This window comes from Sphingopyxis sp. 10G20-10 (assembly GCF_057365075.1).
The window spans coordinates 2834410-2854652 of the sequence record NZ_CP195117.1; the positions used below are offsets into that span (position 1 = coordinate 2834410).

General features: G+C 60.6%; 22 protein-coding genes and 1 tRNA gene. 10 read left to right on the top strand and 13 right to left on the bottom strand.

Annotated elements, in window-relative coordinates; all coding sequences use genetic code 11:
• Positions 1-13 precede the first annotated feature (13 nt).
• Positions 14-436, top strand: a complete 423-nt coding sequence (locus ACR3XE_RS13815) for a hypothetical protein (protein ID WP_486185811.1) — start codon at positions 14-16, stop codon at positions 434-436.
• A 111-nt stretch (positions 437-547) separates the two neighbouring features.
• Here the strand turns inward: ACR3XE_RS13815 and ACR3XE_RS13820 are convergent, their stop codons facing one another.
• Both ACR3XE_RS13820 and ACR3XE_RS13825 read right to left on the bottom strand, forming a co-directional pair.
• Entirely contained in the window at positions 548-880 is a 333-nt protein-coding gene (locus ACR3XE_RS13820; protein WP_473699633.1) for a helix-turn-helix transcriptional regulator, read from the bottom strand.
• Positions 881-901: 21 nt separating this feature from the next.
• Positions 902-1150 carry a type II toxin-antitoxin system RelE family toxin gene (locus tag ACR3XE_RS13825; RefSeq protein ID WP_473699632.1) on the bottom strand — a complete coding sequence of 83 codons (249 nt, stop codon included), beginning with the start codon at positions 1148-1150 and terminating at the stop codon, positions 902-904.
• A 230-nt stretch (positions 1151-1380) separates the two neighbouring features.
• Between ACR3XE_RS13825 and acnA the strand changes: the two genes are divergently transcribed.
• The 3 genes from acnA (at position 1381) to ACR3XE_RS13840 (ending at position 6561) form a co-directional block, all read left to right on the top strand.
• Positions 1381-4056 carry an aconitate hydratase AcnA gene (acnA, locus tag ACR3XE_RS13830; RefSeq protein WP_473699631.1) on the top strand — a complete coding sequence of 892 codons (2676 nt, stop codon included), beginning with the start codon at positions 1381-1383 and terminating at the stop codon, positions 4054-4056.
• The gene (locus ACR3XE_RS13835) at positions 4053-5633 is read left to right on the top strand and encodes a TIGR00341 family protein (RefSeq protein WP_473699630.1); all 1581 of its coding nucleotides are present in this window, start codon (positions 4053-4055) and stop codon (positions 5631-5633) included. The genes acnA and ACR3XE_RS13835 overlap by 4 nt, the downstream gene beginning before the upstream one ends.
• Before the next feature lie 142 nt (positions 5634-5775).
• Complete coding sequence (locus ACR3XE_RS13840; protein WP_473699629.1) at positions 5776-6561, top strand: DUF4864 domain-containing protein; 786 nt, start codon at positions 5776-5778, stop codon at positions 6559-6561.
• A gap of 53 nt (positions 6562-6614) precedes the next feature.
• Here the strand turns inward: ACR3XE_RS13840 and ACR3XE_RS13845 are convergent.
• Both ACR3XE_RS13845 and ACR3XE_RS13850 read right to left on the bottom strand, forming a co-directional pair.
• Positions 6615-6690, bottom strand: a tRNA-Val gene (locus ACR3XE_RS13845).
• A gap of 61 nt (positions 6691-6751) precedes the next feature.
• Positions 6752-7771, bottom strand: coding sequence for a MarR family transcriptional regulator (locus tag ACR3XE_RS13850; protein ID WP_473699628.1), 1020 nt, complete (start codon positions 7769-7771; stop codon positions 6752-6754).
• Between the two features lie 282 nt (positions 7772-8053).
• Between ACR3XE_RS13850 and ACR3XE_RS13855 the strand changes: the two genes are divergently transcribed.
• From ACR3XE_RS13855 to ACR3XE_RS13875, 5 genes are read left to right on the top strand one after another with little or no spacing between them, the layout of a single operon-like run.
• Positions 8054-8431 (top strand): CrcB family protein, encoded by a 378-nt coding sequence (locus ACR3XE_RS13855; protein ID WP_473699627.1) that lies wholly within the window; start codon positions 8054-8056, stop codon positions 8429-8431.
• Positions 8428-9642: an RluA family pseudouridine synthase gene (locus tag ACR3XE_RS13860; protein WP_473699626.1), complete on the top strand. Its 1215-nt coding sequence runs from the start codon at positions 8428-8430 to the stop codon at positions 9640-9642. The genes ACR3XE_RS13855 and ACR3XE_RS13860 overlap by 4 nt, the downstream gene beginning before the upstream one ends.
• Entirely contained in the window at positions 9642-10262 is a 621-nt protein-coding gene (locus tag ACR3XE_RS13865; protein WP_473699625.1) for an FMN-binding negative transcriptional regulator, read from the top strand. Before ACR3XE_RS13860 ends, ACR3XE_RS13865 begins: the two co-directional genes overlap by 1 nt.
• Positions 10259-10492, top strand: a complete 234-nt coding sequence (locus ACR3XE_RS13870; RefSeq protein WP_473699624.1) for a hypothetical protein — start codon at positions 10259-10261, stop codon at positions 10490-10492. Before ACR3XE_RS13865 ends, ACR3XE_RS13870 begins: the two co-directional genes overlap by 4 nt.
• Positions 10493-11182 carry an ATP12 family chaperone protein gene (locus ACR3XE_RS13875; protein ID WP_473699623.1) on the top strand — a complete coding sequence of 230 codons (690 nt, stop codon included), beginning with the start codon at positions 10493-10495 and terminating at the stop codon, positions 11180-11182.
• Here ACR3XE_RS13875 and ACR3XE_RS13880 read toward each other — a convergent pair.
• From ACR3XE_RS13880 to ACR3XE_RS13905, 6 genes are all read right to left on the bottom strand, one after another.
• Positions 11179-11964: a crotonase/enoyl-CoA hydratase family protein gene (locus tag ACR3XE_RS13880; RefSeq protein WP_473699622.1), complete on the bottom strand. Its 786-nt coding sequence runs from the start codon at positions 11962-11964 to the stop codon at positions 11179-11181. The genes ACR3XE_RS13875 and ACR3XE_RS13880 overlap by 4 nt on opposite strands.
• Entirely contained in the window at positions 11961-12578 is a 618-nt protein-coding gene (locus tag ACR3XE_RS13885) for a 2-hydroxychromene-2-carboxylate isomerase (protein WP_473699621.1), read from the bottom strand. Before ACR3XE_RS13885 ends, ACR3XE_RS13880 begins: the two co-directional genes overlap by 4 nt.
• Before the next feature lie 42 nt (positions 12579-12620).
• Positions 12621-13262, bottom strand: a complete 642-nt coding sequence (locus ACR3XE_RS13890) for a TetR/AcrR family transcriptional regulator (RefSeq protein ID WP_473699620.1) — start codon at positions 13260-13262, stop codon at positions 12621-12623.
• A gap of 24 nt (positions 13263-13286) precedes the next feature.
• Positions 13287-14531: a cytochrome P450 gene (locus ACR3XE_RS13895; RefSeq protein ID WP_486185812.1), complete on the bottom strand. Its 1245-nt coding sequence runs from the start codon at positions 14529-14531 to the stop codon at positions 13287-13289.
• A 79-nt stretch (positions 14532-14610) separates the two neighbouring features.
• Positions 14611-15009, bottom strand: a complete 399-nt coding sequence (locus tag ACR3XE_RS13900; protein ID WP_473699619.1) for a VOC family protein — start codon at positions 15007-15009, stop codon at positions 14611-14613.
• Positions 15010-15015: 6 nt separating this feature from the next.
• On the bottom strand, positions 15016-16557 hold the full coding sequence (locus tag ACR3XE_RS13905; RefSeq protein ID WP_473699618.1) for an acyl-CoA synthetase: 1542 nt from the start codon (positions 16555-16557) through the stop codon (positions 15016-15018).
• A gap of 128 nt (positions 16558-16685) precedes the next feature.
• Between ACR3XE_RS13905 and ACR3XE_RS13910 the strand changes: the two genes are divergently transcribed.
• The gene (locus tag ACR3XE_RS13910) at positions 16686-18218 is read left to right on the top strand and encodes a class I adenylate-forming enzyme family protein (protein ID WP_473699617.1); all 1533 of its coding nucleotides are present in this window, start codon (positions 16686-16688) and stop codon (positions 18216-18218) included.
• Here the strand turns inward: ACR3XE_RS13910 and ACR3XE_RS13915 are convergent.
• From ACR3XE_RS13915 to ACR3XE_RS13925, 3 genes are read right to left on the bottom strand one after another with little or no spacing between them, the layout of a single operon-like run.
• A complete protein-coding gene (locus tag ACR3XE_RS13915; protein WP_473699616.1) occupies positions 18206-18730 on the bottom strand; it encodes an AAA family ATPase in 525 nt (174 codons plus the stop codon). The genes ACR3XE_RS13910 and ACR3XE_RS13915 overlap by 13 nt on opposite strands.
• Positions 18727-19296, bottom strand: coding sequence for a nicotinamide riboside transporter PnuC (pnuC, locus tag ACR3XE_RS13920; protein ID WP_473699615.1), 570 nt, complete (start codon positions 19294-19296; stop codon positions 18727-18729). Before pnuC ends, ACR3XE_RS13915 begins: the two co-directional genes overlap by 4 nt.
• Positions 19293-20240 (bottom strand): phytoene/squalene synthase family protein, encoded by a 948-nt coding sequence (locus tag ACR3XE_RS13925; protein WP_486185813.1) that lies wholly within the window; start codon positions 20238-20240, stop codon positions 19293-19295. Before ACR3XE_RS13925 ends, pnuC begins: the two co-directional genes overlap by 4 nt.
• Positions 20241-20243: the final 3 nt, after the last annotated feature.

A 20243-nucleotide genomic window follows, 5' to 3' on the forward strand; every position in this document is an offset into this window, starting at 1 on the left:
TCAACCATTGCAAATGGCTGCATCAATGCTCTGCGATTATATGAATGAATATGTGGCGGCGGCCATTCGCGGCAGCAGGCTATTGCATGCTGACGCCTATCTTGAAATCTATCGAATCGAGAACAGACAAGCCGCCGACTATTGGTTCTATCGCTCGCACTGGTGCGTGAAGGAAAATCCATGGTTTGATGATTATCGTCGTTCGGGACCATTGCTGCTGCTACGCAGTCTAAGGAGGAAACGCGACTATCTGCTAGCGCCAGCCCATGGAGAAATTCGCAACCGGCGAAATCGTAGAGTCAGCTTGGTGCGGTTCGTAGCCGATCATCCTTCGGCTTACTTGCCATTTCGTCGCCTCGGCATTTATTGGAACGAATTGAGCGACGATAGTGGTTTAATCATTTTCGCGCCGACCAAAATGTCCGATTGCTCATAAAAGTTACTGTGACATCCGAAAAACTGCCCAGATACAATAGACGCAATTAGCTGTTCAATATTCCCTCAATAGCTTCGCGATCATTGATTTGAACGACGATAATATCACCCCTCAAACCAAATCATCCATCGCTACCCCCAACGCCTCGGCCAGTTTGCGCACCGTCGCCACCGACCCTCTGCTGCGTCCCGCCTCGATGTCGGCGATCTGTACCCGATTGACGGCCGATTTTTCCGCCAGCTTGACCTGTGACAGGCCACGCACGTCGCGATAAACGCGCAGCGGGTTTTCCCCGGCGATGAGGCGCTTGGCAAATTCGGCAGGGATCAGTTCGTCGACACCCGATGCGAGAGCGGCCTTGGCCGCGTCATAGCTGCGCAGATCGGCCAGATCGTCGGCCGCATCACGCAGGCGGTCATATTCGGCCTGGGGAATCGTCACCATCTTGTTCACCGCATCACTCCTTCATTCATACACGCTGCCGCGCGGGCCGATTTCCAGCACCGCGAGGACGACGCCATCGTCCATAATAACGCGCCAATCCCCGACCCGCAGGCGGATGCCGTCACGACCTTTCAGCGCCTTGACATTGTTTGCCTGTGACGCGGGATCGGCGGCATAGGCCTCGATTTTGGCGACGATCCGCGTTGACATATTCGCGGGCATCCGCGCCAACGCCTTGATCGCGGATCGCGTATAGCTGATCGGCTTCATGGCGTTTATGTAGTTTGCAACTACATTGTAGTCAAGAACTACATTCGACAGTGGGTTGAGTCCGTCGCGATTATGGACCCCGCACACCCCCTCCCCCCTTGCATTTCCCCCCTTTCGCGGCCTAGTGCAGCGCAACGTATTTAAACCCGCGCGCGCGACTCTCTTGGCCCCGCTCTCCCGGCTGGGCGTGGGGGTCTTTCCCCGCCGCGCCACAACAGGGACATGGTTTTATGACTAGCACCGGCACCGACACTTTGGGCACCCGCGACACGTTAAGCGTTGGCGACAAAAAATACGCCTTTTACAGCCTGGCCAAGGCGGCGGCGAAGCTGGGCGATGTGTCGCGCCTGCCCTTTTCGATGAAGGTGTTGCTGGAAAATCTGCTGCGGTTCGAAGATGGCGGTTTCACCGTATCGACCGACGACGCGCAGGCGCTGGTCGATTGGCAAAAAGACCCGACATCCTCCAAGGAAATTCAATATCGCCCCGCGCGCGTGCTGTTGCAGGATTTCACCGGCGTTCCCTGCGTCGTCGATCTGGCCGCGATGCGCGATGCGATTGCGAAACTGGGCGGCGACACGTCAAAGATCAATCCGCTGGTCCCCGTCCACCTTGTCATCGATCATTCGGTCATGGTCGACGAATTCGGCACGCCCAAGGCGTTCGAGAAAAACGTCGAAATCGAATATTACCGCAATGGCGAACGCTATGACTTCCTGAAATGGGGATCGAAAAGCCTCGACAATTTCAAGGCGGTGCCGCCGGGAACGGGCATCTGCCATCAGGTGAACCTGGAACATATCGCGCAGGCGGTGTGGTCGTCGAACGATGCCGACGGCACGATGGTCGCCTATCCCGACACCTGCGTCGGCACCGACAGCCACACGACGATGATCAACGGGCTGGGCGTGCTCGGCTGGGGCGTCGGCGGGATCGAGGCAGAGGCGGCGATGCTGGGCCAGCCGGTGTCGATGCTGATCCCCAAGGTCGTCGGGTTCAAACTGACCGGCAAGCTGGCCGAGGGCGTCACCGCGACCGACCTGGTGCTCACCGCGACGCAAATGCTGCGCGCGCATGGCGTTGTCGGCTGCTTCGTCGAATATTATGGCCCCGGCCTCGACGGGCTGACTCTCGCCGACCGCGCGACGCTCGCCAATATGTCGCCCGAATATGGCGCGACATGCGGCTTTTTTGGCATTGATGACAAGACGCTCGATTATATGCGCCTGACCGGCCGCAGCGAAGAGACGCTGGCGCTGGCGGAGGCCTATGCCAAGGCGCAGGGGCTGTGGCGTCATGCCGATATGCCCGATCCGGTGTTCACATCGACCCTCGGGCTCGACATGTCGACCGTGGTGCCCAGCCTTGCCGGACCAAAGCGCCCGCAGGACAAGGTGGTGCTGACCGAGGTTGATGACGAATTCCACGCCGACCTCAAATCGGTCTATGGCAAGGATTCGCCCGCGCGCGTTCCCGTTGCGGGCGCCAGCCACGACATTGGCGACGGCGACGTTGTCATCGCCGCGATCACCAGCTGCACCAACACGTCGAACCCCGGCGTCATGGTCGCCGCGGGGCTGGTCGCCAAAAAAGCAAATGCGCTGGGCATGAAGCCCAAGCCGTGGGTAAAAACCTCGCTGGCTCCGGGGTCACAGGTCGTCACCGACTATCTGGTCAAATCGGGGTTGCAGGAGCATCTGGACGCGATCGGTTACAACCTTGTCGGTTATGGCTGCACCACTTGCATCGGCAATTCGGGGCCGCTGGCGCCGCCGATTTCCGAGGCGATCAACGGCAACAACATCGTTGCCGCCGCCGTCCTGTCGGGCAACCGCAACTTTGAAGGCCGCGTGTCGCCCGACGTGCGCGCCAACTATCTCGCCTCGCCGCCGCTCGTCGTCGCCTATGCGCTGAAAGGCACAGTGACGCAGGACTTCACCACCACCCCGATCGGGCAAAGCAAGGATGGTGTTGACGTCTATCTCAAGGACATTTGGCCGACGAGCCAAGAGGTCGCCGACACGATTGCGACCAGCGTCAACCGCGACATGTTCGAAGCCCGCTATGCGCATGTTTATCGCGGCGACGAACATTGGCAGAAAATCGACGTCGAAGGATCGGACACCTATCAATGGCGCGCCGGATCGACCTATGTCGCCAACCCGCCCTATTTTGACGGCATGGAAATGACCCCTGCGCCCGTCGCTGATGTCATCGACGCCAAGCCTTTGGCGTTATTGGGGGATTCGATCACCACCGACCATATTTCGCCCGCTGGCGCGATCAAGGCCGACAGTCCGGCCGGCAAATGGTTGATGGAACATCAGGTCAACCGCGCCGACTTCAACAGCTATGGCTCGCGCCGCGGCCACCACGACGTCATGATGCGCGGCACCTTTGCCAATATCCGCATCAAGAATGAAATGGTCCCCGGAATCGAGGGCGGCATGTCGCGCTATGGCGACGAAGTGCTGCCGATTTACGACGTTGCCATGCGCCACAAGGCCGACGGCACGCCGCTGGTGGTCGTCGCCGGCAAGGAATATGGCACCGGCAGCTCGCGCGACTGGGCGGCCAAGGGCACCAACCTGCTCGGCGTCCGCGCCGTCATCGTCGAAAGCTTTGAACGCATCCACCGGTCGAACCTCGTCGGCATGGGCGTCCTGCCGCTGCAATTTCAGGACGGCGACACGCGCGAAACACTGGGCCTGACCGGCGACGACAGCTTTACCATCACCGGCATTGCCGACCTGAAACCGCGCCAGATGGTGACGGTAACGGTGACTCGTCCTGATGGCACGAGCTTCAGCTTTGACACGCTGTGCCGCATCGATACCGCCAACGAGATCGAATATTATATGAATGGCGGCATCCTCCAATATGTGCTTCGCAAGCTGGCTGCATGACAAACGAAGAGGCGATCCCGGCCGATAAGGCCAAGGAGAAAATGAAGGACAAGGTCGCCGATAAAGTGACCGAAACCGCGCAGCAATGGCGCGGTTCCTTGCTCCGCCGGATCGTCTATTTCCGCGCCAACTGGCGCCACGAAGTATCGCAGATCGACCAGTCGGCGGTCGTCGCCAAAATCCGCCCCGACAGCGCCTGGTCGACGCGATACGCCTTCATGATCTGCATGTCGGCGGGCATTGCCATTATCGGCCTGCTGCAAAACAGCGTCGCGGTAATTATCGGCGCGATGCTTATCGCCCCGCTGATGGGGCCGATCATCGCGCTGGGCTTTGCGATTGCCACCGGCGATTTCCGCTGGATGAAAGAAAGCGTGCGAACCCTGTTGATCGGGGTCGTTCTGGCGCTGATCTTGTGCGTCATATTGGTCAAGGCCTCGCCAATCGAGGCGGTCACCAGCGAAATCGCGGCACGTACCCGACCATCGCTCTTCGACCTTGGCGTCGCGCTCTTTTCCGCCCTCGCCGGCAGTTATGCGGTGGTGCGCGGGCGCGAAGGCACGATCATCGGCGTCGCCATCGCTACCGCCTTGATGCCGCCGCTCGCGGTCGTCGGTTTCGGCCTTGCCACCGCACAGTGGAACATTTTCGGCGGCGCGCTGCTGCTGTTCTTTACCAACTTCATGACCATTGCGCTGTCGGCGGCGATTGTCGCGCGCGCTTATGGTTTTTCGGCGCGATTGTCGCCCGACACCTCGCGCTGGCAGACCGTGATCATTATCGCCTCTTTCCTGCTGCTCGCGCTGCCGCTTGGTTATTCGCTGCGCCAGATTGCGTGGGAAGCCACAGTGCAAACGCAGTCCAAGGCCGCAATCCGCGACGTGTTTCCCAAGAATAGCCGCGTGACGGACCTGCTCGTCGACGCCTCGACGTCACCCATATTGGTGCAGGCATCGGTCCTGACACGAACAGCCGAAACGGCGGCGGATAGTCGCGTCAAATCGGCCCTAGAAATCCGTCTCGGGACCGCCGCCTCGGTGACGATTGATCAGTATCTGATCGGGTCCTCGGTTGATCTGGCCGCCGCGCGCAACGACATCGAACAAATGCGCGACGCCACGGCGCGCGGTATGCACGACAATGCAGAAATCAGCCGCGATCTGGCGCTGCTCGCCGGAGTCGACCCCAAGGCGGTGACGGTCGACAATGTCAAAAAACGCGCAACAGTCCGTTCAGCGCGACTGCCCGACGCCGGACTCGCCGCCTATCGCGCGCTAGAAATGCGCCTCAGCCGCGCCCGTCCCAGCTGGGCGGTTGAACTTGAACCGCCGTTGTTGCCGCTGCCCTCTGTTACCGTGGCCGACGGGAAAGTCGCCGATGCGTCGGCGGCCAATTACGCCTTGCTGCTATGGGCCATCCGCCGCGCGCCGATCTCGGTCGAGCTCAAAGGAGCCGGCGCGCTTGTCGTGCAAAAACGGCTCGCCGCCGACGGGGCAGTCGTAACAGTCGCCGAGGACAGCGACGAAGGCGACGGCGATGTGACCGCCAATTGGCAGACCGCCGACGCCGCTCCTTGACGATAGTCATATCGTAGCGCGATATTTGCCTTATCGCCTTCCGCTATGTTAGTCAGAGGCGAAACTGCGGAGCTGCCCGACTCTATTGGACAGTATAATCGCGGAATATTTCAGGTCGCATTTCGCAAGAGGGGAATTGCGCATGAAGACCTGGGTGAAAGTCCTGTTGGGCATTGTTGCGGCCGTGACGCTTATCACTGGCATCGCCATTTACGCCACAAGCGGCATCACCGATACGGCCGACCGCTTTTTCGCCGCCACGCGCGCGGGCGACATGACATCGGCCTATGCTTTGACGTCGAAAAGCTTGCAGAAGGACAATAGCGCCGAAAAAACGACGCGGTTCATTAAGGCCTATGGGTTCGACAAAGTGGCCAAAACGAGTTGGTCCTCGCGTTCTATAGAAAACAGTATCGGAACCTTGAAAGGAACAGCGACAACCAGTGAAGGTGCGGTGGTCCCGCTGACCGTCCGCCTCGTCAAAGAAGACGGCGAATGGCGGATCAATGCGATCGAGGCCGAATGGGCGGGCATGAGGTCACAGGGCGGCAGCTCCATTTCCGATCCGCCGCCCCTCGACACGCAGATCAGCATCACCCGCCTTATGACTAATCGCTTTGTCGAATCGCTCGATGACCGTGATTTTTCTTCGTTCCACGATCATTGGGTCAACAGCATGACGCTGAGCAAGCTTGAGGCCAGCTTTGGCAAAGCCCGGGAGGAAAAACATGAGCTGAAGCTGCTGCTGGACGGGCACCCTACAATCGAAGCAGCTAAAGTCCTGAACAGCAGGGGCGTTCTCGAAATCAAGGGCTATTATGATATCGCCGATGGACGATATCAATTCACCTACAAGCTTCTTCCTGACGGGAAGGATTGGAAAATTGCCAGTTTCGAATTTCAGCTGCCAGATTCACCGGAGGCATAGAGCACCAAAGCTTTGCGCTTATCCACCGGTCTTGGCTCGGCATTTTCCGGTTATGGTGGGCGCTGACGGGCTCGAACCGCCGACCCTCTCGGTGTAAACGAGATGCTCTACCAACTGAGCTAAGCGCCCCTGATCGGGAGCGCGCCACTGCCACAGCTTGGCGGGGCTGGCAAGATGCAAGATTGAATCCCTAGTCGTCGAGCGCCTCGAAATAGCGGTCCAGCCCTTGTGCCGCCGTATCGCCCAGCGCGATAAAGATGCGGCGGCCATCGTGCGGATCGGCCTCACGCACGAACATGTCGCTATCGGTCATCGTCTTGATCCAGCGCAGCGCCGTGGTCGCAGGAACCGCGGCGGCGATGCACAGGCTCGACACCGCCACCGGCTGTTGTTCCAACCGCGCGGCATAAAGATCGAGCAGCATGTCCCAGGCCGGGTCGGCAAACAGGTCGGCGGGAAAAAACTGTTCGCGCATCCGCCGTTCGCGAATGATGCGCCGGACACGCTTTGCCTTGTTTCGCAGCACCGCCCCGCGTTCTTCGGGAACGAAGCTGCGCGGCCCCACGGCAAAGTCGCGCACCGGCGCCTGGACGTGCGCGGCCAGTCCGATCCGGTCGTCCGGCTGTAGAGCATAGTGTGGCGCGGCAAAGCCACCCGCCCTTTGTCCAGCCAATTCACCAAGGGCACGGGAAATCCGTGCAACCTCTTCCTGCAACTGGTCGATCCGTTCCAAACTGCCATCGCGTGTGACATCATGGACCATAGTGGCGCGACCGTTCTGAACAGCGGCAAGTGCCAACAGCCGGTCGGCATCGTCACAATCTACAAGATATTCCACGCGCACCGCCGACCCGAAACTCGCAGCCATCCGGTCGAGTCCCGCCAACGACGTTTCACACAAAAGGCGGCACCCACGCTGCGTAATCGCCATGCTCAGCTCGGCAAGGTCCGCGTCGCCGATAGCATCCGCCGCAACAATCCAGACGATATCGGCAAGCGCCATACGGTCCAGATGCGCAGCAGCAACGGCGGGCGCGACGGTGGCAACCACGTCGATATGACCATGCTTTGCCAGCGTCTCGCGCGACCGATCCTCCATATGAGATCCGACCAGCAACAGCCGCGGTTGCGGGCCGCCATCGGCAAAGGCGAAACCATCCCCAGTCCACCCCGTACGTTCAACCGGCATCACCAAATCTGCCATCGCCATTCGCCCCTCTCCCCATAACTCAGTCCGCCTTGGTGCCCTTATGCCGTCAGAGTGGAACAAGACTCGATTTGTTCGCACCGATTTGCCACCATTTTGGACAAAGCCGTGTTGAGTCTTGATGATCGGTCGGCAGACCCTGTTGACCTTTCTCCATTTTGGACCTGTTCTGTTCCAAAGGTCAATCCCGGTTTTGGCTGGCCATCCGATGCGTGACCTTAGACGTTCGCGGGCAATTGAATCGCCGCTTTGCCAGCCGCCGCTTTTGCGGCTAGGGCGTGGCGGATGAACAACCTGTTTCCTGTGATGATCGGCGGCGCAATCGGCGCCGGAGGACGCCACCTGCTGGGCCATTTCATGTTGGCGCGGCTGGGGCCGGGTTTTCCGTGGTGGACGATGACCGCCAATATCGTTGGAGGCCTCGCAATGGGGCTGTTGATCGGCTGGCTGGCCCGTAGCGGCGGGACAGAGGCGATGCGGCTGTTTCTGGGCGTCGGCATGTTGGGCGGTTTCACCACCTTTTCATCGTTCAGCATGGAATTCTGGCTGTTGTTTGAGCGCGGTCAGACCGGGCAAGCCGCCTTCTATGTGCTGGCGTCGGTCATTGGCGCGATTGTCGCTTGTGGCATCGGTCTTTTCGCCATGCGGGCTCTGCCGGCATGAAGGACGATAACGCCATAATCGATGCCGAGGATGACGGCATTCGGCTTGACCGCTGGTTCAAGCGCCACCGGCCGGGAACGCCGCACGCGCTGCTGGCGCGCTGGGCGCGGTCGGGGCAAGTCACGCTCGACGGACGCAAGGCGGATGTGTCGGATCGCATTGCAACGGGGCAAAAGCTGGCCATGCCGATGCCGCCGGTTGAAACCGTCGCCCGCCCCGCGCGCAAGGGACGTGCGCTGACCGACGCCGATGTCGAGTTGGCAACGTCGATGCTCATTCATCGCGATGCCGCCGCGTTGGTCCTCAACAAACTGCCGGGTCTCGCCACGCAAGGCGGCACCAAGACCGAACATCATGTCGACGGCCTGCTCGACGCCCTGAAATTTGACGGCCCCGTGCGCCCCAAGCTGGTCCACCGGCTCGACAAGGATACGTCGGGCGCGTTGCTGGTCGCGCGTACACCGCGCGCGGCTGCCTGGTTCGCCAAAGCCTTTTCGAACCGTAGCGCGCGCAAAACATATTGGGCGATCATCGTTGGCGTCCCCGACATCGCACAGGGCGAGATCGACCTGCCGCTCGCCAAGCAGCCCGGTTCGGGCGGCGAGAAAATGCACGTCCATGACGAGGGGCTGCCTTCGCGCACCCGCTATCGCATCATCGAACGCGCGGGCAACAGCACCTGCTGGGTCGAGCTGCAGCCCCTGACCGGGCGCACGCACCAGTTGCGCGTTCATATGGCGGCCATCGGGCACCCGATTGTCGGCGACGGCAAATATGGCGGCAAGGGCGCGTTCCTCACCGGAACGATCAGCCGCAAGATGCACTTGCACAGCCGGCGGCTGCGGATCGACCATCCCGACGGCGGCGTCATCGACATCAGCGCCGAACCGCCCGAACATTTTTCTGCCAGCCTCGATGCGCTGGGCTTTGACTTGCTGCTCGGCGACGTGGGTAGCGGCGCCGAAGAGCGCGGGCCACCGCCCAAGGCCGCAATAAAGGCCGCGGCCAAGGCGCATAGCAAACAGATCCGCAAGGCACGCCGCGGCGAACGGCGCGGACGGACGGGTGACAGCAAGCCAACCGACTTTGTTGGAAAAACCGGCAAGGAAAGAGCACCCAAGCCCAAATCCGGCAAACCTTCGCCAAAGCGGCCCGCAGGCAAGCGTCCCAGCGCCAAGAAGCATCCAGCCCGCCCCGTCAAGCCACGCTGATGCATCCCAATCCTGCTTTTCGCCCCAAGGATGAGGCACTGGCTGCGCTGTTGGTGCGCGAGATCGGCTTTGCGTCCCTCTTTGCCGCCACGCCCGATGGCCCGCGCGTCGCCCATGCCCCTATTCTGTTGAGCGAAGACGCCCGCACGCTGCAATGTCATCTGGCGCGCGGCAATGGCCTGACCCGCCACCTTGATGGCGCGACGCTGTTGGTCGTGGTGCAAGGCCCCGACGCCTATGTCAGCCCCGGCTGGTATGAGGGAGCCGATCAGGTCCCGACCTGGAACTATGTCGCCGTCGAAATGGAGGGCCGCGCCCGCAAGCTCGATACGAACGCCCTGATTGCTCAGCTCGATGCCCTGACGGCGCAGCATGAAGCACGCATCGGTGCCACCCCGCCCTGGACACGCGAAAAAATGTCGCCCGCCAGCTTTGGCCGCATGACCGACGCGATCATCGGCTTCGAGGTCGAGATCAGCGCGTGGCGACCGACGCTGAAACTGTCGCAGAACAAACCCGCCGATGAACGCGACCGCGTCATCACCGGCCTGACAGCGCAGGGCCATGGCGCAATGGCAGAGTTGATGCGCCACCTTGGCGGCGATAGGGTGGGCGCATGACACAGGCAGCCGACGACCTCGCCAAAAAACGCTATCTCGCGCTCTCGATGATGCGTGTCATCGGCATTGCGATGTTGATGGCGGGTTTCCTGCTGATTGCCGGACGCTGGTCCATCACCGGACCCGACGTGGACCGCTGGGTCGGCGGCGCGCTGGTTTTGATCGGCGCCTTTGATTTTGCCGTGATGCCAAAGCTGTTGGCGCGTCGCTGGAAATCTCCGGGCAACTGAATGAAACGCTTTTGGACCAAGGCCAGTGCCGTCGCCGAAGGCGAAGGCTGGGGTATCGTGCTCGACGGGCGGCCGGTTCGCACGCCCGCGCGCGCGCCGCTCGTGCTGCCAAGCGCGGCGCTGGGCGAAGCGATTGCCGCAGAGTGGCAGGCGCAGGGTGACACTATCGCGCCTGAAACCATGCCGCTGACCGGAATCGCCAACGCCGCCATCGACCTTGCCGCGCCCGATCTGCCACGCTTTGCCGAACCTATCGCCGCTTATGCGGCAAGCGATTTGCTTTGTTATCGTGAGGATCGCGACAGCGCGCTGCTGGGTGAACAAGCAAAGTTGTGGAACCCGTTGCTGGCATGGGCGGAGACGCACTTCGAAATTGAATTTGTGCTGACGCAAGGCATTTTGCCGGTGGATCAGCCAGTCGTGACGGTGACAAAGCTGCGCGACCATGTGCTCACGCACGATGCCTTTCGCCTCGCGGCGCTGGCACCCTTGGTTACCATTGGGGGGTCACTGGTCGCCGGACTGGCGCTGACCGAAGGTAGCTATGATGCCAACAGCTTATGGCAAGCCGTCATTCTTGACGAACTCTATCAGGAACGGCGCTGGGGGATTGATGCAGAGGCTCAGGCGATGCGCGACCGCCGCGAAATAGAGTGGCTGAACGCTGCGCACTTTATCAGCCTGCTTTAGTCCACAAAACTGGGCGCGCGCTTCTCCATATTCGCCATTACCGCTTCGATCTGGTTCGGCTTACGAATAATCGCCGCCTGTTCTTTGCTTTCCAGCAGCAGCAGATCGGAATCGCTGAGATCGCCCAGCGCATTGCACAGCCGTTTGGCGCCGCGGATCGCGTGCGGATTCTTGCCCGAAATCGCCTGCGCCAATTCCATCGCCGCCGCATAAGGATCATCCGAGGTGCGCGTTGCCAAGCCGAATTCGACCGCTTCGGCCCCTGAAAATTCGCGGTTGGTATAGGTCAGCTCGCGCAGCACATCGTCGCGAACCATGCCGCGCCACAGCGGAAAACCTGCCATATCGGGGACCAGCCCCCATTTCAGCTCCATGATCGCGCAGCGCGTGGCGGGATGGATGATGCGAATGTCGGCGCCCGACATGATCTGACACCCGCCGCCCATGGCGACACCATGCACCGCCGCGATCACCGGCACCGGCAGCGCACGCCAGCCCCAGGCCACATATTGCGGCACATTGGCCCCATCGGCGTGGCGCGCCATCAGGTCGTTGCCCGATCCGCCGCCCGCCATACTCCCCATATCGAGCCCGGCACAAAAGGCGCGTCCTTCACCCGACAGGACAACGACGCGAAGGCCGGCCATGGTCTTCAGCTGGTCGATGGCTTCGGTGATGCCCGCGAACATGGCAGGGTCCAGCGCATTCATCTTGTCGGCGCGGATCAGCCGAACATCGGCAATGCCGCCATCGAGCATGGTGATGGAGACGCGGTCTTTCATAGGTCCGTCCTTTTCAGCGCCGCCTCAACCAGCGGCAATTGGTCATTTCCGAAATACATATCGGTTGTATCAACAAAGAGCGTCGGCGAACCATAGCCACCGCGCGCAATCAATTCTTCGGTGTTGGTGCGCAGCCGCGCCTTGACCGCGTCCGTGGTCGATGCAGCGCGTATAGCGGCTCCGTCCAGACCCGCTGCACGGGCAACGGCTTCGAGAGTGTCAGGGTCGTCGAGATTCTCTTGCGCGCCAAAATAGCTGGCAAAGGCGGCGCGGGCAAAACCGATCAGCGCGTCCTGATCATCCTCTAACGCACAGCAAAACCGCATCGCGGCAACGCTTTTCGCGGGATGATATTGGGACGGGAAGTTCATATCGACGCCCGCGAGGCCCGCCCAGTCTTTCAGCACCTTCCAGCTATGCTGAAGCTTGCGATTATCGCTTTGTTCGCGCGCGGCATAAACGCCCGGATTAACCGCATTGAACACCCCGCCAACCAAAATCGGACGAAAAGTCGCGATCGCGCCACGGCGGTCAATCAGGTCATGCACATTGGCAAAGGCCAGATAGGTCCAAGGTGAGGACAGGTCGAAGAAGAATTCAAGAGTACGGGGCATGGTTGATCCTTAACGTGACTGGCGTGGGTTTGGAATGGTCGCTCAGGCCACAGGCTCCAACTCCGCTTTTTCAATGGCGCGGTGAAAGCGCTTGGCCGCCGCAGGATCAAGGCGGTCTTCGAACAAGGACAGTTGCCGTTCGACGGTCCAGCGTCCTTCGGCGAGCGCCCCCTTGACCAACGGGTCTGCCTCGCGCTGAAACTCCAGACCATAGCGCAAAATAATCAGCGCATTGGTGCAGAGGTCGGCGAGCCGGTCGCGCGGCCAGTCGAGAAGGCCCTGATCAATCATTGCCCCCAGATAGGCGCGCAACTGTTCATGCGTGCGGTCGAACCATTCGGCAATATGGTCCAGCACCACCGGACTATGCTCGCCATAATCGGCGCGGTCGCGATAGAGGAAACGATAGGCGGAAAATTCGCGCAACACGCTACCCAGCCAGTCCACATAGGCTTCGATCACATCGCTTTCCGGCGCGGGCCGCATCGCCAGCCGCACATCAATCGCCTCGGCAAATTCATTGCTGATCGCATCCAGCAACGCACGCTTGCTGCGGAAATGATACCAAAGATTGCCCTCGGCAATGCCAAGATCGGCGGCAATGGCGGCGGTCGAAACCGTGCCGAACCGCTGTTCATTGAACAGGTGCCGCGCCGTGACAAGAATGCGGTCGCGGGTTTTCATTTGCTTTGTCATGGTCTGCCGCAATCAATAATGTTCAAGCTGCACCTGAAGCGATTTATAGCCATGGACGAAACAGGCGGACACCCGCACCGGTTCCGCCATCACCTTCACGCGCAGCCGCCGTTTCGCCATTTCCTCCAGCAAAGTCACAAGCTGCAGTTCGGCAACGCGGGCGCCAACGCAGCGATGAATACCATAGCCGAACGCCAGATGCCGCCGCGCATTGTCGCGGTCGACGCGCAAAGTATCAGCATCGTCGAATACGCTTTCGTCGCGGTTCGCCGAAATATACCACAGCGCCACCTTGTCGCCCTTTTTCATCAAATGGCCGTCGACCTCGGTATCTTCCATAACCGTGCGCCGCATATGCGCGAGCGGGGTCTGCCAGCGGATCAATTCGCTCACCGCATTGGGAATCAGCGACGGGTCGGCCTCCAGCTTGGCGCGTTCGTCGGGAAATTGCGCCAGGCCATAGGCATAGGCCGACATCGAATTGCGCGTCGTATCATTGCCGCCGACAATCAGCAGGATCAAATTGCCGATAAATTCCTGCGGGTCCATTTCCTTCATCGCGTCGGACTGGAGCATGACCGAAATCAGATCCTTGCCCGGATTGGCCGCCTTTTCCTGCCACAGCTTGGCAAAGGCCATTCCCATTTCTTCCAATGTCTCGTTGCGCGACTGCAACCCGCCCGGCGACCGGATCAATTCAACATCGCCGCCGACGTCGGACCAATGGGTCAGCTTGTCACGCTCTTCCCAAGGGAAATCGAACAATTTGGCGAGCATTCCGGTGGTGAGCTCTATCGAGACCTTCTGCACCCAGTCAAAAGTTTCGCCGATCGGCAGGCTATCGAGCACTTCGGCGGTGCGTGCCTGCACTTCCGCTTTCATGTCGGCGACTTCGCCAGGGCCAAAACTGGGCGCGACGGTGCGGCGCTGCGCAGTATGGTTGGGCGGGTCCATCGCGATGAACATGGGCAGACGCTTCTCATGTTCGAGCATTCTGTCCGAATCAAAAGCGACCGAGATGCCGCCATATTCAAAAGAAGAGGAGAATATCTTGGGCTGCGCCTCGATATGGACGATCGGCTTATAGGTCGACACCGACCAATAGGATCCAAAGTGCGAATCCTTTACATAATGGATCGGCGCTTCGGCACGGGCGCGACGGAACGGTTCTTGCCAGCGGTCCTCGGCATAAAGTTCGGCGCGGCTGACATCGAACGGATCGAGCGCTTCAGTCGCATCGGGGGCAAGCGTAGCCATGACAATTCTCCCAGTTATTTTTTTAGGGTAATAGCCCTAAATCGGAAAAAGAGCAATGTCTTTGACCCTCCGAGCTGCCTCAATCTCCGAAGAAATTCAGCTCTAGAACGATGTCATTGGGATCGTGCAGGAATATCTGGCGCAAATTGGCGGCTGGCACCGCGTTGACGGTAAAACTGATGTCGCGCTCCTTCAGCCGCGCGGTCATGCGGTCGAATCCCTGACACCCCAGCGCGACATGATGAATCGCGCCCGTGGGGCCGGGCACCACGGCGCGATCATAGGCGCGCGGGCAATCGACGCTGTTCAGGTGGACAATCGCCCGCCCTTCGCTGTCATACATCCACTGCACCATATCCGGCCCAACGGGCAACGGCGCATCGCGGCGCTCCAGCCCCAGCACATCGGCGTAAAATTGCGCCGTGCCATCAAGATCGGTGGTGATGACATTGAAATGGTCGAGCGCGATGACGGTCATGCTATCCTACCCTTTGGATTTTGCCCAATATTGGTCGCGCAAAAGCCGCTTGTAGAGTTTGCCGGTGTCGTGACGCGGAAGCTGCTCAAGAAAATCGATGCGCCGCGGAATCTTTACCCCCGACAATTTCTGGCGGGCAAAGGCGATCAAATCGTCGCGCAAGGCATCATCGGCTTCGGCCATATCGGCAGGCTGGATTACCGCAATCACCTCTTCGCCCATTTCCTCGTGCGGACCGCCGATGACTGCGACATCGGCAACTTTGGGGTGGGTGACGAGGTGATTTTCAATTTCCTGCGGATAGATATTCACGCCGCCCGAAATGATCATGAAACTTTTGCGGTCGGTGAGGTAGAGATAACCCTCTTCGTCCATCCAGCCGACATCGCCGAGCGTCGACCAGCCTTTGCTGTTACGGCTTGAAGCGGTCTTTTCGCTATCACCATGATATTCGAAAACATTCTCGCTCTCGAAAAACACTGTGCCTTCGCTGCGCGGCGGAAGTTCCTGCTCATTATCCTCGCCCATGATGTGCAGGATGCCCGTCACCGCCTTGCCCACCGATGCCACGCCTTCGCGGTCGGCGAGCCGCTGCCAGTCCGCGGAACCGACATAGGTCAGCCCATTGCCTTCGGACCCGGCATAATATTCCTCGATCACAGGCCCCCACCAATCGATCATCGCGCGCTTTACCGGCACCGGACAGGGCGCAGCGGCGTGAATCGCACAATTGAGCGTCGACAAGTCATAGCGACTGCGCACGTCATCTGGCAGTTTCAGCATCCGGACAAAATGGGTTGGCACCCACTGGCTGGTCGTCACCTTGTATTTTTCGATAAAGGCGAGCGCATTTTCGGGATCAAATTTCTTCATCAGAACCACCGTGCCGCCTATTTTATGCACCGCCATCGACCAACGCAGCGGTGCCGCGTGATAAAGCGGCGCGGGCGACAAATAGATCATGTCGGGCGAAAAGCGGAACAGGCCCAGCGCCAGCATGATCATGGAATTGCTCTGCGCTATCGCTGGATCTTCGGGCAGTGGAATCCTCACCCCTTTGGGTCGACCAGTGGTTCCCGACGAATAGAGCATGTCAATTCCGGCGCGTTCGTCGGCCACCGGAGTTGCCGGCATGTCCGCCGTCGCCTCTTCCCAGCGCGCGCAACCCGCAATGTCACCACCCAGCGAGTAGCGCGGAATTTTGGTCTGCAATTGCTGCGCCGCCGCCGACAGGCTGGCCGACACAACCAGTAATTTCGCGCCCGAATTCTCCAAAATATAGTCGGTTTCGTCCTGGGTCAGACGCGACGAAATGCACACATAGCGCAGTCCCGATCGCTGCGCGCCCCAAGTCAGCCCATAATAATGCGGTGTATTGTCGAGCATGTAGGCGACAACATCGTCATGCCCCAGTCCCAGAGAGCGGAACAACTGCGCCGCGCGATTTGACGCCGCATCGAGCGCACCATAGCTGATCGTCTCCCCCGTTTCGGCCAGGATAACCGCCGGCTTGTCAGGATGGGTCTGTGCATGAACGGATGGATGCATTGGTATCGAGTCTCCCGTTGCTATTCGTCTTATTATGCAACCGAAGTAAAGCACCGCGCCCACGCGTCAAGCATCATGGGCGACATCCTGTCATTGCGCCGCGTCCATGCTGTGCTAACTCGTTGACCATGACCCAAGACGAAATCCTCGACTGCGCCTTTGCAACCCTGCCCGACCTTGTCAGCAGCCATGCCCGGGCACGCCCTGACGCTATAGCGGTCGCCGACCCGGCGCGGCGTCTCAGTTGGTCCGAATTGGATGCGCTGACTGATTGCGTTGCGGCGCGCTTGCAAGCCGATGGGTTTGCGCAGGGAGACAGAACCGCCGTCGCAGGGTTCAACAGTGTCGAGCAAGTTGTGGTGATTCTGGGCACGTTACGCGCAGGCGGTGTGGCCGGACTGATCACCAACAGCGCAACCGGCGAGCAAATGGCGGCGATGGTGCGCGATACCGGGGCGGCGCACCTGTTCCTCGATACCGCTGCAGCCGCCAGCCTCAACGGACAGGATTTCGGAGCGCCCGACCGGATTGCGATGGACGACAGCGACGCGGGGACGCCGCTGAATGATTGGATGGCACCGGCGGGCACCAAGCCGGAACCGGTGCAGATTCAGCCTGAAGACGGCTTCAACATCATCTATTCTTCCGGAACCACCGGCACGCCAAAGGGCATTATCCACAGCCATGCCATGCGCTGGCAGCATATTCAGCGCGGCGCACCGGCCTATGGCCCAGCGGCGGTGACAATCCTGTCGACCCCGCTTTATTCCAACACCACCATGGCCAGCTTTATGCCGACATTGGGGTCGGGCGGGCAGGTCGTGTTGATGAAGAAATTTGACGCGCGCGGCTTTCTTGACCTCGCTGCCCGCGAACGCGCCACCAACTGTATGCTCGTACCGGTACAATATCGCCGCATCATGGCGCTGGAAGATTTCGACCAGTTCGACCTGTCCAGCTTCGTGATGAAATATTGCACCTCGGCCCCCTTTGCCGCCGCGCTCAAGGCCGACGTGATCCAACGCTGGCCGGGCGGTCTCGTCGAAATTTATGGACTGACAGAGGGCGGCGCGGCCTTCCTGCTTGAAGCGCATAAATATCCCGACAAATTGCACACTGTCGGTCAGCCGGCCCCCGGCCATATCGCCAAGGTGATCGACGAGGATGGCAAGGAATTGCCGCAAGGGTCGGTCGGCGAGATTGTCGGGCGATCCCCCGCCATGATGACCGGATATAACAACCGCCCCGACGCGACCAAGGCGATGCACTGGCACGATAGCGAGGGACATCTTTATTATCGCCACGGCGATATCGGCCGCATCGACGAGGACGGGTTTCTCACCCTGATGGACCGCGCCAAGGACATGATCATCTCGGGCGGTTTCAACATCTATCCCAGCGATCTGGAGGCTATATTGATCGCCGACGACCGCGTCATCGAAGCGGCGGTGGTCGGGGTCGCGAGCGAGGATTGGGGCGAAACGCCCGTGGCCTTTGTCGTCCTGAAACCCGACACCGATGCCGAATCAATCCGCGCCGACGCCAATGCCAAGGTCGGCAAGACCCAGCGGCTCAGCGCAATAAAGGTGATGGCAGAACTGCCGCGTAGCCCGATTGGCAAAGTGCTGAAGCGCGAATTGCGCGACGGCTATTCGGGGTAAAGCCCTGCCGCCCGAATAGCCGCAAGCGCAGACGCCAACCGGTCATCGCCCGCACCGCGCACCCATGCCCACCGCAGCCCCCGCCGCTCAAGCTCCGCGATCGCAATGTCCATAAAGCGATGGCGCTGTGCGGCGCTCCCGAAAAAGCGCGTGCCATCCTCCCGCCACGGCAGGTCGAGCGCAGGCACCAGATAGAGGTCAGCGACATCGTCCCACGCATCAATCTCGGGCAATCGCTGTCCCAGCAACATCACTGCCCAGGCCTGGGTCATGAGCGGATCGGTGTCGGACAATAGCCAGTCGGTTGCCTTGGCTCGCGCCGCTTCGGTCGCCGCCATATGGCCGCGAAAAATGGCGCGCAAATCATCGGCATCAAGGTCGGTGCCATGCGTCTCGCAATAGCTGCGCCCATATTCATCGACGACCTGTGCGCCCAACACCTCCGCCAGCTTATATGTCAGCGTCGACTTGCCAGTGCTTTCGGCCCCGTGGAGGCAGATGTGGTAGCTCATGCCAGCGCCGCTGCGCCCCGCGCGCTCTTTTGCCAATGGATCAAGCCGACGACTGACATCAGCAAAAATACGACATAAAGCCCGCTGGTCAGCATCAATCCGCGCCACGCGAAGAGGGGAATGGCAATCAGGTCGACGGCAATCCACAGCCACCAATTTTCAACGCAGCGCCGCGCCAGCAACCATTGTGCCGCAATGCTCATCATCGCGATGCCGCCATCGATCCACGGCGCCGCCGCATCGGTGTAACGCGCCATCGCGGCGCTCCACACCAGCCATGCCAAGGCGACAACTGCCGCCAGTTTGACGCGCGAATCCTGTGTCATCCAGCGCACAGGCACCGGCGATGTGCCGCTGGCGCGCGCCCAATTCACCCAGCCATAAATTTGCACGACAAAGAAAAAGCCTTGCAAGATCATATCGCTATAAAGTTTCGCGTCGTGAAACACGATCGCATAGAGGCTGACCATTGCGATACCGAACGGATAATTCCATACGCTGCGCGCCACGATCAGCGCGATATTGGCCAGGCCAAGCGCGACGGCAATCCACTCGAGCGTGCTCACCCCGCCGGCACCTCGTGCGGACGTGTCCACAGGCCGTCGCGGCTGATCCGGCGGCGTGGTGGCCGGCGCAGGACCGACCAACCGGCCCGCGCGATCCAGCCGAACTTGGCGCGCCGGCTGGTCCGGGTGCGATGATCCCAAGCCTGATTGCCACGTGCGTGCACCTCGCGGGCGATATCGCCATAAATCCCCGCTGCGGCGAGCACCGCCCAGCGACTGCGCGGCGGCAATTTGCGTGCGCCCCAGCGCGCCGAGGCTTCATATTCCTCAGCCATTTCGGCGAGCCATTTGGCCATGACCGCCAGCCGTGAGCGAAAGGCGGGGTGCATATGCTGGCCCGGCGGAATGTCGAGTTCGACCATCCAGTCGACCGGCAGATAACAACGATCCGCCGCCGCATCTTCGGCCACATCGCGCGCGATATTGGCAAGCTGGAACGCCATGCCAAGGTCGCTCGCACGGTCGAGCGTCACCTCGTCATCGGGCGCCACCCCCATCACCAGCGCCATGGCGACGCCCACGGCCCCGGCGACATGATAGCAATAGCGCAGCATGTCATCCTCGCTGCGTGGCCGCCAGTCATCCGCGTCGAGGGCAAATCCAGCGATAATATCGTCGATGACCGCGCGGGGGATGGCGACTTGCGTCAGCAAATAGCCGAGCGCGTCAAAGGCCGTGGCGCCCGTCGGCTCGCCAGCAAAGGCCGCATCGGTTCGGCTGCGGATAGTGGCCAGCGCTGCGGCGGCATCATGGCCCGGCGTCATCTCCCCCCCATGGTCCTGCCCATCGGTCAGATCGTCGGCGGCGCGGCACCAAGCATAAAGCAGCCACACATTCTCGCGCGTTTCCCGGTCGAACAACTGGCTGGCAAGCGCAAAACTTTTCGAACCACGCGCAATGCTGTCGCGCGCAAAAAGATGCAGCGGAATGGGGTCGTAACTCACCCC